This window comes from Streptomyces sp. BK79 (assembly GCF_044142145.1).
Lineage (GTDB): Bacteria > Actinomycetota > Actinomycetes > Streptomycetales > Streptomycetaceae > Streptomyces.
The window spans coordinates 1-13,367 of the sequence record NZ_JBHVOC010000051.1 but is presented as its reverse complement, the minus strand read 5'-3'; the positions used below and the strand labels follow the sequence as shown (position 1 = coordinate 13,367).

Genomic DNA, 13,367 nt, shown 5'->3' with positions numbered 1-13,367 from the left:
ATGGAACGCGCCGTCCGGCCCACTGTCGAAGACGCCCTTCGCGAGCCCCTCGACGGCTGGACGCACCGCATCGACTGGGTGCCGCTGGTGGACGAAGAACCGGCGCCCGCCCTGGCCGGTACCTGGCTGCTCGTCCGTCCCGACGAAGGGCCCCGCCCGCTCGCCGATGCCGTCGCGAACGCGCTGACCCGGCACGGTGCCACCGTCGTCGAGGCCGCTCGTGTCCCGCACGATGCCGACTCCGAGCTGGCCGGAGTCGTCTCTCTGCTGGGCCCGGGCGCCGACGGCGACGGCGGCCTTGACGCGACCCTGCGGCTGGTGCGGGACCTGGCCGCCGCCGGGTCCGCCGCACCCTTGTGGATCGTCACCAGCGGAGCCGTGGCCGTCGGTAGGTCCGACACCGTGCCGAACCCCGAGCAGGCGACGCTCTGGGGGCTGGCCCGGGCGGCAGCCGCGGAGCGGCCCGAACTGGGGGCCGCGTGCATCGACCTGCCCGCCGACCTCACGGAGCAGGCCGGGCGCCGGCTGTGCGCCCGGCTGCTCGACCGCAGTGAGCAGGAGACCGCGGTCCGGCAGGCCGGGGTGTTCGCCCGGCGGCTGGTCCGTGCCCGTACCGGCGACCGCCGGTGGACGCCGCGCGGCACCGTGCTGGTCACCGGCGGGACTGGCGCGCTCGCCGGACACGTCGCGCGGTGGCTGGCGGAGGAGGGGGCCGAGCACCTCGTGCTGGCCGGGCGCCGGGGGCCCGACGGTGACGGCGCCGAGGCGCTGCGCGCCGACCTGGTCGCCGCGGGGGTGAAGGCGACCGTCGTGCGCTGCGACGTCGCCGATCGGGATTCCGTACGCATGCTCCTGGACGCACACCGGCCCAGCGCCGTCGTGCACACGGCCGGGGTCGTTGACGACGGACTGCTCACCTCGCTGACGCCCGCCCAGGTCGAGCGGGTGCTGCGGCCCAAGCTGCTCGGCGCCAGGAACCTGCATGAGCTGACCCGGGACAGGGAGCTGGACGCCTTCGTGCTGTTCTCCTCCCTCGCCGGAGTCCTCGGCGGGGCAGGGCAGGCCAACTACGCCGCTGCCAACGCCTACTTGGACGCCCTAGCCGCACACCGCACTGCGCAGGGGCTGCCCGCGGCCTCGCTGGCGTGGGGGCCGTGGGAGGGCGACGGCATGGCCGCAGCGCAGGAGGAGGTCGCCGACCGGCTCCGTCGCAGCGGTCTCACCCCGCTGCCGCCGGAGCAGGCCGTACGGGCCCTCGGCCGGGGCCACGGGCCGCTGGTGGTGGCCGACGCGGACTGGGCGCGGCTGGCCGCCGGCTCGACGCAGCGCCTGCTCGACGAGCTTCCCGAGGTGCGTGCGGCCAGGCCGACGGAGCCTCCTCTCGAACAACGCCCGGACCTGCTCGCCCGGTTGGCGGGGCGTCCTGCCGAGGAGCAGTCCGCGGTGCTGCTGGAGGTGGTCCGGGAGGAGATCGCCGTCGTACTGCGTTACGCCGATCCGGCGCGGATCGGTGCCGATCAGGAGTTCCTCGCCCTCGGCTTCGACTCGCTGACGTCGATCGAACTGCGTAACAGGCTCGCCTCGCGCACCGGTCTGACGCTTCCCGCGACGCTCACCCTGGAGCAGCGCACCCCCGCCGGGCTCGCCGCGCACCTGCGCGAGCGGATGGCGGACCGGCCAGTCGGGCCCGGTGCCGCACCGGCGCCCGGGAGTGCCGCTGTCCCGGGGGCGGGCGGCGGAAGCGGTCTCGGTGAGCTGTGGCAGGAGGCGGACCGGCACGGACGGCGGCTGGAGTTCATCGACGTACTCACCGCGGCCGCCGCCTTCCGGCCCGCCTACCGTGACCCGGCCGAGCTGGAGCTGCCGCCTCTGCGGCTCACCTCCGGCGGGGACGAGCCGCCTCTGTTCTGCATCCCCTCACACCTCGGCAAGGCCGACCCGCACAAGTTCCTGCGGTTCGCCGCGGCCCTGCGGGGACGGCGGGACGTCTTCGTCCTGCGCCAGCCCGGGTTCGTACCCGGGCAGCCCCTGCCCGCGGGCCTCGACACCCTGCTCGACACGCATGCGCGGGCCATGGCCGGGCACGACCGGCCCGTGCTGCTCGGCTACTCGGCCGGGGGGCTCGCCGCACAGGCGCTGGCCGCCCGACTCGCCGAGCTCGGCCGGCCGCCCGCGGCCGTCGTGCTCGTCGACACCTACGCCCCCGACGAGACGGAGGTGATGGCCCGTATCCAGAGCGCCATGGAGCAGGGCCAGCGCGATCGAGACGGCAGGACCGGCGCCGCCTTCGGCGAGGCATGGCTCACCGCGATGGGCCACTACTTCGGCTTCGACTGGACCCCGTGTCCGGTCGACGTGCCGGTGCTGCACGTACGCGCCGGCGACCCCATGACCGGTATGCCCGTCGAAGGGCGGTGGCAGGCCCGCTGGAACCTGCCGCACACCGCCGTCGACGTGCCCGGAGACCACTTCACGATGATGGAGGATCACGCCTCGCGCACCGCCGACACCGTGCACGACTGGCTCGGCACGGCCGTCCGCCGCCCCGAGAGAACCCGAGACTGACGACTCGTCACCGACAGCGGCATCCCGCCCTGTCCCGTACCTGTCCGTTCCTTTTCCTCTCCTCGAAACGGAGTTCGTCCTCATGCCTTCCTTCCCCGTCCGCCGGTCCGTGCCCGACACCCCGCCCGCCGAGCACCTCGAACTCCTCAAGGAGAGCGGCGGCGTCTGCCCCTTCACCATGGAGGACGGCCGTCCGGCCTGGCTCGCGGCCAGCCACGACGCCGTGCGCACCCTGCTCGCCGACCGCCGAATCAGCAACAACCCGGCGAAGACGCCGCCCTTCTCGCAGCGGGAGGCCCTCCAGAAGGAGCGGGGCCAGTTCAGCCGCCACCTGTTCAACATGGACTCGCCGGAGCACGACGTGGCCCGCCGCATGGTCGCGGAGGACTTCACCCCCCGGCACGCCGAGGAGGTCCGGCCGTACTTCGAGGAGGTCTTCGGCGAGATCGTCGACGAGGTGGTCCGCAAGGGCCCGCCCGCCGAGATGATCGAGTCGTTCGCCTTCCCGGTCGCCACCCGCACCATCTGCAAGGTGCTGGACATTCCGGAGGAGGACTGCGAGTACTTCCAGAAGCGCACCGAGCAGATCATCGAGATGGACCGTGGCGAGGAGAACCTCGAAGCCGTCGTCGAACTGCGCCGCTACGTCGACAGCGTCATGCAGCAGCGCACCCGCAAGCCGGGCGACGACCTGCTCAGCAGGATGATCGTCAAGGCGAAGGCGTCCAAGGAGATCGAGCTCAGCGACGCCGACCTGGTCGACAACGCGATGTTCCTGCTGGTCGCCGGGCACGAGCCGTCGGCCAACATGCTGGGCCTCGGCGTGCTGGCCCTCGCGGAGTTCCCGGACGTGGCCGAGGAGCTGCGGGCCGAGCCGCACCTGTGGCCGGGTGCGATCGACGAGATGCTCCGCTACTACACCATCGCCCGGGCCACCAAGCGGGTCGCGGCCGCCGACATCGAGTACGAGGGGCACACGATCAAGGAGGGCGACGCCGTCATCGTGCTCCTCGACACCAGCAACCGCGACCCGAAGGTGCACGCCGAGCCGAACCGGCTCGACATCCGCCGCTCGGCCGGCAACCACCTGGCCTTCAGCCACGGACCGCACCAGTGCCTGGGCAAGCACCTCGTCCGGGTCCAGCTGGAGATCGCGCTGCGGGCCGTCGCCGAGCGGCTGCCCGGCCTGCGCCTGGACATCGCCAAGGAGGACATCCCCTTCCGCGGTGACGCCCTGTCCTATGGGCCGCGCCAGCTGCGCGTCACCTGGTAACAGCCACCATCGGCCCCCGCCGCGGACCGGGCAGCACGGCCCGGTCCGCGGCGGGGCACCACCACCGTCAACACCCGCAGAGAGGTTCCCCGTGGAGAAGACCGACGTCGACCGGCTGCGCAAGCTCGACCGAGAGCACATGTGGTACCCGTGGACGCCGATGGCCGAGTGGATGGCCCGTGACCAGCTCGTCGTCGAACGCGCCGAGGGCTGCTGGCTGATCGACGCAGACGGTAAGCGCTACCTCGACGGCCGCTCGTCGATGGGCATGAACCTGCACGGCCACGGCCGCAGCGAGATAGTCGAGGCCCTGGTCGCCCAGGCGCGCAAGGCCGGTGAGACCACGCTGTACCGCGTCTCGCACCCGGCGGCGGTGGAACTCGCCGCCCGCCTGGCATCGATGGCGCCGGCCGGGCTCCAGCGCGTGTTTTTCGCCGAGTCCGGATCGACCGCAGTGGAGACGGCTCTCAAGGCTGCCTACGCCTACTGGGTCGCGAAGGGCGAACCGCAGCGATCCACCTTCGTGTCCATGGAGGGCGGTTACCACGGCGAGACCCTCGGCACGGTCAGCCTGCGCGGCACCAACGGCGAACAGGTCGACATGATCCGCAAGACCTACGAGCCGCTGCTGTTCCCCTCCCTCTCCTTCCACCAGCCCCACTGCTACCGGTGCCCCGTCGGCCAGTCGTCGGACAGCGACTGCGGGCTGGAGTGCACCGATTCGCTGGAGAACCTCCTCACCCGGGAGAAGGGCCGGATCGCCGCGGTCATCGTCGAGCCGCGGGTGCAGGCCCTCGCCGGAGTGATCACCGCCCCGGAGGGACACCTCGCGAAGGTCGCGGAGATCACCCGCAGGCACGGAGTGCTCCTCATCGTCGACGAGGTCCTCACCGGCTGGGCCCGCACCGGCCCGACGTTCTCCTGCGAGGCCGAGGGCGTCACACCGGATCTGATGACGGTGGGCAAGGCGCTGACCGGCGGCTATCTGCCGCTGTCGGCCACCCTGGCCACGGAGGAGATCTTCGAGGCCTTCCGCGAGAGCGTCTTCCTCAGCGGCAGCACCTACTCCGGATACGCGCTCGGCGCGGCCGTCGCCCTGGCCAGCCTCGACCTGTTCGAGAAGGAGGACGTGCCGGCCCGGGCCAACGCGCTCGCCGACGTGCTCACCACCGCACTGGAACCCTTCCGCGCGCTCACCCACGTCGGAGACGTCCGGCAGCTCGGCCTCATCGCCGGCGTCGAGCTGGTGGCCGACCGGGAGACCCGCGCCCCCTACCCGCCCCAGGAGCGCGTCGTCGACCGCATCTGCACCCTGGCCAGGGACAACGGCGTGCTGGTCAACGCGGTCCCCGGAGACGTGATCACCATGCTGCCCTCGCCGTCGATGAGCCCCGACGACCTGCGCTTCCTCACCGGCACCCTGTACACGGCCATCCGAGAGGTGACCGAAGAGTGAAAGGGCTGATGCGGGCGGCCGTCATCCGTGCCTGGGGCGGCCCCGAGCGGCTGACCCTGGACCGGGTCGAACGGCCGTCACCCCCGCCCGGATGGATCGCCGTACGCGTCGAGGCCTGCGCCCTGAACCACCTCGACATCCACGTGCGCAACGGGCTTCCGGGCGTACGGCTGGAACTCCCGCACGTCTCCGGCGGCGACGTCGTCGGCGTCGTCGAGCAGGCCACCGACGAGGCGGGGGAGCGACTGCTCGGCAGCCGTGTGCTGCTCGACCCGATGATCGGGCGCGGCATCCTCGGCGAGCACTACTGGGGCGGGCTCGCCGAGTACGTCGTGGCACCCGCCCACAACGCGCTCCCCGTGCCCGAGCAGGACGCCGACCCGGCACGCTACGCCGCACTGCCCATCTCCTACGGCACGGCCCAGCGCATGCTCTTCAGCCGCGCCCGGCTGCACCCCGGCGAGAGCGTGCTGCTGTTCGGCGCGACCGGCGGCGTCGGCGTCGCCTGCGCCCAGCTCGCCCTGCGCGCCGGGGCCCGGGTCATCGCCTGCTCTGGATCACCGGCCAAGCTCGCCCGGCTGCGCGAACTCGGCGTGACCGACACGATCGACACCGGCACCGAGGACGTACGGCGCCGGGTCCGCGAACTCACCGACGGCGGCGCCGACCTGGTCGTCGACTACCAGGGCAAGGACACCTGGCCCGTCTCCCTGCGCTCGGCGCGCTCCGGCGGCCGCATCGTCACCTGCGGCGCGACCACCGGGTACGAGGCGACCACCGACCTGCGCTACGTGTGGTCGCGTCAGCTGGACATCCTCGGCTCCAACGCGTGGCACCGCGACGACCTGCACACGCTTCTCGACCTCGTGGCCACCGACGCCCTGGAACCGGTGGTGCACGCCGACTTCCCACTCTCCCGCGCCCCCGAGGCGGTCGCCGAGCTCGAGGAGCGCCGGGCGTTCGGGAAGGTCGTGATCCGCACGGCGTGAACTCACTCCTGTCCCGGCTCGATCCCAGGGGGAAACAGCGTGACCGGCAACACCACATCCGCAGCATTCCTGCAACGGACACAGAACGCGCTCGCCATGCAGCGCAAGATATGCGCCCAGCCCGAGGAGACCGCGGAGCGCGTGTTCTGCGACATCCTCTCGGTGTCACGAGACACCGGCTTCGGCCGCGAACACGGCCTCGCCCAGGTCCGCACCCGCCAGGAGTGGCGGCGTGCCGTACCCATCCGCACCTACGACGAACTGGCCCCCTACGTCGAGCGGCAGCTCTCCGGCGAACGCCGCGTGCTCACCACCGACGACCCCCGCGCCTTCCTGCGTACCTCAGGATCGACCGGCCGCGCGAAACTGGTGCCCACCACCGACCACTGGCGCCGCGTCTACCGCGGACCGGCTCTGTACGCGCAGTGGGGGCTCTACTTCGAGCAGATCGGCACGGACCGGCTCACCGGCGACGAGGTCCTCGACCTGTCCTGGGAGCCTGGCCCCATCCGTCACCGACTGCGCGGATTCCCCGTCTACAGCATCACCGAGCGCCCCGTGTCGGATGACCCCGACGACTGGAACCCGCCGTGGCGCCACGCGAGGTGGTTCACCCGTGACGCCGGGGCCGCTACCATGGCCGACCTGCTCTACGACAAGCTGCTGCGGCTGGCCGCCCACGACCTGAGACTGATCGTCTCGGTGAACCCCTCCAAGATCGTCCTGCTCGCCGAGACACTGAAGGAGAACGCCGAACGCCTGATACGGGACCTGCACGACGGCCACGGCTCGGACCGGGCAGCCCGCCCGGACCTCGTCCGCCGCCTCGCCGACGCCTTCGACCGCACCGAAGGCCGTCCGCTGCTCACCGACCTGTGGCCCGGCCTGCGTCTGCTCGTCTGCTGGAACTCCGCCTCCGCGGCGCTGTACCGGTCCTGGCTGTCCCGGCTCGCGACCGGCGTGGCGACACTGCCGTTCAGCACCACGGGCACCGAGGGAATCGTCACGCTGCCCGTCGACGACCACCTCTCGGCGGGGCCGCTCGCCGTCGACCAGGGGCACTTCGAATTCGTCCCGTGGCAGGACCTGGACGACGGCAGCCCCCTGCCCGAGGACACCCCCACCCTCGGCTACGACGAACTCGAACCCGGCACCGACTACCGGCTCGTCATGAGCCAGGCCAACGGTCTCTACCGCTACGATGTGGGCGACGTGTACCGCGTCGTCGGCGCGGTCGGCGCCACACCACGGCTGGAGTTCCTGGGACGCGCGGGATTCCAGTCCTCCTTCACCGGCGAGAAGCTCACCGAATCCGATGTGCACACCGCCGTGATGCGGGTCCTCGGCAGCGAGCGCACCGACCACCCGCACTTTTCCGGCATCCCGGTCTGGGACACCCCGCCCCACTACCTCGTCGCCATCGAGTGGACCGACGTCCATGGCACGTTGAACGTGCAGGACACCGCCCGCCGCATCGACGCGACCCTTCAGGAAGTCAACGTGGAATACGCCGAGAAGCGCCGCAGCGGACGACTGCGGCCCCTGCAGATCCTGCCCCTGGTGCCCGGCGCCTTCGGCCAGATCGCCGAACGACGGTTCCGCCAGGGCACCGCCGGTGCCCAGATCAAGCACCACTGGCTGCAGAAGGACTCGGCGTTCCTCGACACCCTGCGCGACCTCGACCTCGTCCGCGCCCGCCCGGGGACGTGACGGCATGCGCATCGGATTCGCCGCACCCATGTCCGGCCCCTGGGCCACCCCGGACACCGCCGTGCACGTCGCCCGCACCGCCGAACAGCTCGGATACGCCTCACTCTGGACCTACCAACGCGTCCTCGGCGCGCCCGACGACTCCTGGGGCGAGGCCAACCGCAGCGTCCACGACCCCCTGACTACCCTGGCGTTCCTGGCCGCGCACACCACCGGGATTCGGCTCGGTGTCGCCGTCCTGATCATGCCGCTGCACACCCCCGCGGTGCTGGCCAAGCAGCTCACTACCCTCGACCTGCTCTCCGGCGGCCGACTCGACGTGGGCCTCGGCAACGGCTGGGCCGCCGAGGAGTACGCCGCCGCCGGCGTGCCCCCCACCGGGCTCGGCCGTCGCGCCGATGACTTCCTCGCCTGTCTGCGCGCCCTGTGGGGCGAGCAGACCATGGTGGAACACGACGGCCCCTTCTACCGGGTCCCGCCCGCCCGGTTCGACCCGAGGCCCGCCCAGTCCCCGCACCCGCCGCTGCTCCTAGGCGGCGCCGCGCCCGCCGCACTGCGCCGCGCCGGCCGCCTGTGCGACGGCTGGATCGCGAGCAGCAAGGCCGGCCCGGCCGCCATCCGCGACGCCATCACCGTCGTACGCGACAGCGCTGAGCGAGCCGGACGCGACCCCGCGGCCCTGCAATTCGTCTGCCGCGCCCCGGTACGGCTGCGGACCCGGCCGGCCCCCGACGAGCCGCCGCTGACCGGCACCGCGGACACGATCCGGGCCGATCTCGCCGCGCTCGCCGACACCGGCCTGACCGAGATCTTCCTGGACCCCAATTTCGACCCCGAGATCGGCTCACCGGACGCGCCGACCGGCGACGTGCGACACCGCGTCGACTCGCTGCTGCATGAACTGGCCCCCGCAACCTGGTGAGAGGACGAGAACAGTGCTGATCGCGCGCGTTGCTGTCGGAGACGACCGAACGTACGCCCGCGTCGACACAGACGCAGGGCTGATCCACCTCCTGTCCAGTTCTCCCTACGACGAAATCCGGCCGACCGGCGAAACCAGGCCGCTGGCCGAGGTCCGCCTACTCGCACCGGTCGAACCCAGCAAAGTGCTGGTCGCAGGACGCAATTACGGCGATATCGTCACACCGGACCTGGTGGTCTTCATGAAGCCGTCTACCTCCGTCGTCGGCCCCGCGAGCGCCGTCCTGCTGCCGGCTGAGGCCAAGGAGGTCCGCTACGAGGGAGAACTCGCCGTGGTGATCGGGCGCCGCTGCAAAGACGTTCCCGAAGACACCGCAGACCAGGCCGTGTTCGGCTACACCTGCGCCAACGACGTCACCGCCTGGGACGTCGGGGAACCGAAGGGCCACTGGACCAAGGCGAAGAGCTTCGACACGTTCTGCCCGCTGGGGCCGTGGATCCGCACCGATATCGACCCCGCCGACCTCGTCCTGCGCACGACCGTGAACGGCACGCTGCGCCAGGACGGCTCCACCAAGGAAATGATCAGAAATGTCCGCGCCCTCGTGTCCCGTTGCAGCTCACTGATGACGCTGCTGCCCGGAGACGTGATCCTCACCGGCACACCAGCGGGTGCCGGCGTCCTGCGGCCGGGTGACGAGGTCGTCGTCGAGATTGACGGGATCGGTTCGCTCGCCAATCCGATCGGCGTGGCCGCGTAGTTCACTGACTACACTCGCACGAGCAACACGGGCCCGCCTGCGGCGCTTCGAGCTGCGCCGATCCCCGAGGAGAGATTCAGTGTCTGTAATCCGTCCCACCGCCGAAACCGAACGCGCAGTCGTGGTGGTCCCGGCTGGGACGACGTGCGCCGACGCGGTCACCGCGGCAAAGCTGCCGCGCAATGGCCCCAACGCGATCGTCGTGGTGCGAGACCCGTCCGGCGCCCTGCGTGACCTCGACTGGACCCCCGAGTCCGACGTCGAGGTCGAGGCCGTCGCGTTGTCCAGCGAGGACGGCCTCACGGTGCTGCGCCACTCCACGGCACACGTACTGGCCCAGGCGGTCCAGCAGCTCTGGCCGGAGGCCAGGCTCGGTATCGGCCCGCCGATCGAGAACGGCTTCTACTACGACTTCGACGTGGAGCGCCCCTTCCAGCCGGACGACCTCGAGCGCGTCGAGCAGCGCATGAAGGAGATCATCAAGTCCGGCCAGCGCTTCTGTCGCCGCGAGTTCCCCGACCGGGAAGCGGCCCGTGCCGAGCTTGCCAAGGAGCCGTACAAGCTCGAACTTGTGGACCTCAAGGGCGACGTGGACGCCGCCGAGGCCATGGAGGCCGGCGGGAGCGACCTGACGATCTACGACAACCTCGACGCGAAAACCGGAGATGTGTGCTGGTCCGACCTCTGCCGAGGCCCGCACCTGCCGTCGACCCGCCTGATCCCGGCGTTCAAGCTGCTGCGCAACGCGGCAGCCTACTGGCGCGGCAGCGAGAAAAACCGCCAGCTGCAGCGCATCTACGGCACGGCCTGGCCGACCCGCGACGCGCTCAAGGCCCATCTCGCCGCCCTGGAGGAGGCCGCCAAGCGTGACCACCGCCGCATCGGCGAGGAACTCGATCTGTTCGCGTTCAGCAAGGAGATCGGCCGCGGCCTGCCGCTGTGGCTGCCCAACGGCGCGATCATCCGCGACGAACTCGAGGACTGGGCCCGCAAGACCGAACGCAAGCTCGGCTACCAGCGCGTCGTCACCCCGCACATCACCCAGGAAGACCTGTACTACCTCTCAGGCCATCTGCCTTACTACGCAGAGGATCTGTACGCGCCGATTGACATTGACGGCGAGAAGTACTATCTCAAGCCGATGAATTGCCCGCACCACCACATGGTGTACAAGGCGCGCCCGCACAGCTATCGCGATCTGCCCTACAAGGTCGCCGAATACGGCACGGTGTACCGCTTCGAGCGCAGCGGTCAGCTGCACGGCATGATGCGTACGCGCGGATTCAGCCAGAACGACGCGCACATCTACTGCACGGCGGACCAGGCCAAGGACCAGTTCCTGGAAGTCATGCGCATGCACGCGGACTACTACCGCACTCTGGGGATTAGCGACTTCTACATGGTGCTCGCGCTGCGTGACTCGGCGAACAAGGACAAGTACCACGACGACGAGCAGATGTGGGAGGAGGCCGAGCGGATCACCCGGGAGGCCATGGAAGAGTCCGACATCCCCTTCGAGATCGACCTGGGCGGTGCCGCGCACTACGGCCCGAAGGTCGACTTCATGATCCGAGCCGTCACCGGCAAGGAATTCGCCGCCTCCACCAACCAGGTCGACCTGTACACCCCGCAGCGTTTCGGGCTGACGTACCACGACTCCGACGGCACCGAGAAGCCCGTCGTGGTGATCCACCGCGCCCCGCTCGGCTCGCACGAGCGCTTCACCGCCTATCTCACCGAGCACTTCGCAGGCGCCTTCCCTGTGTGGCTGGCGCCGGAGCAGGTCCGGATCATTCCGATCGTGGAGGAACTCACGGACTACGCTGAGGAAGTCTGCGGCATACTGCTGGACGCGGACGTGCGTGCCGACGTCGACGCCGGCGACGGCCGACTGAACGCCAAGGTACGCGCGGCCATCACCCGGAAGATCCCGCTCGTCGTGGTGGTCGGCAGGCGGGAGGCTGAACAGCGCACCGTGACCGTGCGCGATCGCTCCGGCAAGGAGACCCCGATGTCCCTGGAGGAGTTCGTGGCCCATGTCACTGGACTCATCAGGACCAAGAGCCTCGACAGCGCCGGTCACATCCGCCCGGAATCCAAGGCCTGACCCACGGCCGTAGGGGCCCGGCAGGATTTCGCCCCGCCGTCACAAGCAGTGCGGCAAGACGGTGGAGAGCACCGGCCTGAACGACCCCGGCGCCGACCTTCACGGCAAGCTCGCCGGCAGTCACTGACCCTCAGTGCGGCACGCCCACAACACAGGCCCCCGGCCCGGCCGCCGGGGTCCTCTGTTTGTCGCCTGCCCCTGTCTCCTGCGTATCCCGCTGACTCGCACCACCGCGCGCTGCGTATGTGTGTAGTGCCCTTTTGGGGAGGCGCGGGGCAGGGTTTGGCTCCGCCGGGTCCGGTGCCGTCAGGCGGGGGGGCCTCTATGTCTTTCGGCAAGGCATCCCTGTCGGGTCTGGGGTGGTTCGGTGTTGCTGGGGTTATGCGGCGAGCTCGACGTCCTTCGGTGTCCGGGGTTCGTAGAAGGTGCCGTCGCGGAGCATGGCGAACAGGACGCTGATGCGTTGGCGGGCGAGGCGGAGGAGGGCCTGAAAGAGCGTTTTGTCCCGGCAAGGTTGTTTGGTTTGAGGTTCAGGTATCGCGCCAGTTCGGGGTCGATTCGCGGGTGAGTCGTCGGCTTATGAGGTCGATCATCGCGATGTGAATCATGGCTTCGGACCGGTGGGCGTGGGTTTCGTAGTCGCGGGCCAGTCGGCGGTGGTGCATGAGCCAGCCGAAGGTCCGCTCGACCACCCATCGCCGGGGAATCACCTTGAAGCCTTTGGTTCCAGGGTTGCGCTGGACGACTTCGACGTCGATGCCGAGGCGGGCGCCGTGGTCGATCACCTTCGTGCGCTATCCGGTGTCGGCCCATGCCTTGGTCACCTGGGGGCTTGTGCCGGCGATCTGGGAGAGCAGGTGGATGCCGCCGGCATTGTCGGAGACGCTGGCCGCGCTCACCCAGACGGCCAGGAGCAGCCCGAGGGCGTCGACCCCGAGGTGACGCTTACGACCTGCAATCTTCTTGCCTGCGTCGATGCCCTGGCCAGCTGCGGGCACGTTGGCGGAGGTCTCGATGCTCTGCGCGTCCAGCACACAGGCACTTGGTTCGGCGTCCCGCCCCTCGGCCTGACGGACCAGGCGCCGCAGCAGGCCGTTGAGCCGGTCGAAGACACCTTCCTTCTGCCATGCGGCGAAGTAGCCGTAGACGGTTTCCCAGGGGGCGAAGTCGTGCGGCAGGTACCGCCATGGGATGCCGGTGCGGTCGACGTAGAGGATGGCGTCCATGATGCGGCGCAGGTCGTGCTCGGGTGGACGGCCAATGTCCAGGCCCTTGCCCCTGCGCTCGGCCCGCCAGGCGGTGAGCGTGGGACCGATCAACTCCCAGCGGGCGTCGGACAGGTCGCTGGGATACGGGCGCTGTCGCGTCATGTTTCGGTAGTAGCGTCAGGAGCGGCACCGGCCCAGGGCGCAAACGGCGTCAACCAGGGGCGCGTTGGGATCAGACAGGAGCGAGTACATCGAAACGGGCCGGGGTCTCGCCTCTGTAATCACACAGCCTTCGCAGGACCCTGGCGTCTCAACGACCCCACGGCGGTCCGCGACCTAAGGGCCACCAAACAATCTTGCCGGGACAAAACGCTCTT

8 protein-coding genes and 2 pseudogenes are annotated in these 13,367 nt (G+C 70.3%); 8 read left to right on the top strand and 2 right to left on the bottom strand.

Annotated features, from left to right (window positions below; translation table 11 throughout):
* The 8 genes from ACFIF2_RS35415 to thrS all read left to right on the top strand — a co-directional run.
* Positions 1 to 2,565 (top strand): type I polyketide synthase (locus ACFIF2_RS35415; RefSeq protein ID WP_395577404.1); only part of this gene is annotated, 2,565 nt, incomplete at its 5' end.
* 82 nt (positions 2,566 to 2,647) lie between these two features.
* A complete protein-coding gene (locus ACFIF2_RS35410; RefSeq protein ID WP_395577403.1) occupies positions 2,648 to 3,838 on the top strand; it encodes a cytochrome P450 in 1,191 nt (396 codons plus the stop codon).
* Between the two features lie 91 nt (positions 3,839 to 3,929).
* The gene (locus tag ACFIF2_RS35405; RefSeq protein WP_395577402.1) at positions 3,930 to 5,294 is read left to right on the top strand and encodes an aspartate aminotransferase family protein; all 1,365 of its coding nucleotides are present in this window, start codon (positions 3,930 to 3,932) and stop codon (positions 5,292 to 5,294) included.
* Positions 5,291 to 6,283, top strand: a complete 993-nt coding sequence (locus ACFIF2_RS35400; RefSeq protein WP_395577401.1) for a zinc-binding dehydrogenase — start codon at positions 5,291 to 5,293, stop codon at positions 6,281 to 6,283. Before ACFIF2_RS35405 ends, ACFIF2_RS35400 begins: the two co-directional genes overlap by 4 nt.
* A gap of 39 nt (positions 6,284 to 6,322) precedes the next feature.
* A complete protein-coding gene (locus ACFIF2_RS35395; protein WP_395577400.1) occupies positions 6,323 to 7,993 on the top strand; it encodes a GH3 auxin-responsive promoter family protein in 1,671 nt (556 codons plus the stop codon).
* A 4-nt stretch (positions 7,994 to 7,997) separates the two neighbouring features.
* Entirely contained in the window at positions 7,998 to 8,915 is a 918-nt protein-coding gene (locus tag ACFIF2_RS35390; RefSeq protein WP_395577399.1) for a TIGR03619 family F420-dependent LLM class oxidoreductase, read from the top strand.
* 13 nt (positions 8,916 to 8,928) lie between these two features.
* Positions 8,929 to 9,675, top strand: a complete 747-nt coding sequence (locus ACFIF2_RS35385; RefSeq protein WP_395577398.1) for a fumarylacetoacetate hydrolase family protein — start codon at positions 8,929 to 8,931, stop codon at positions 9,673 to 9,675.
* A 79-nt stretch (positions 9,676 to 9,754) separates the two neighbouring features.
* Positions 9,755 to 11,782 carry a threonine--tRNA ligase gene (thrS, locus tag ACFIF2_RS35380; RefSeq protein ID WP_395577397.1) on the top strand — a complete coding sequence of 676 codons (2,028 nt, stop codon included), beginning with the start codon at positions 9,755 to 9,757 and terminating at the stop codon, positions 11,780 to 11,782.
* Between the two features lie 379 nt (positions 11,783 to 12,161).
* Here thrS and ACFIF2_RS35375 read toward each other — a convergent pair.
* Together ACFIF2_RS35375 and ACFIF2_RS35370 are read right to left on the bottom strand one after the other, a co-directional pair.
* Positions 12,162 to 12,290 (bottom strand): annotated as a pseudogene (locus tag ACFIF2_RS35375) (IS110 family transposase); the annotation flags it as partial.
* Between the two features lie 22 nt (positions 12,291 to 12,312).
* Positions 12,313 to 13,152, bottom strand: a pseudogene (locus ACFIF2_RS35370) (IS5 family transposase).
* Between the last annotated feature and the right edge of the window lie 215 nt (positions 13,153 to 13,367).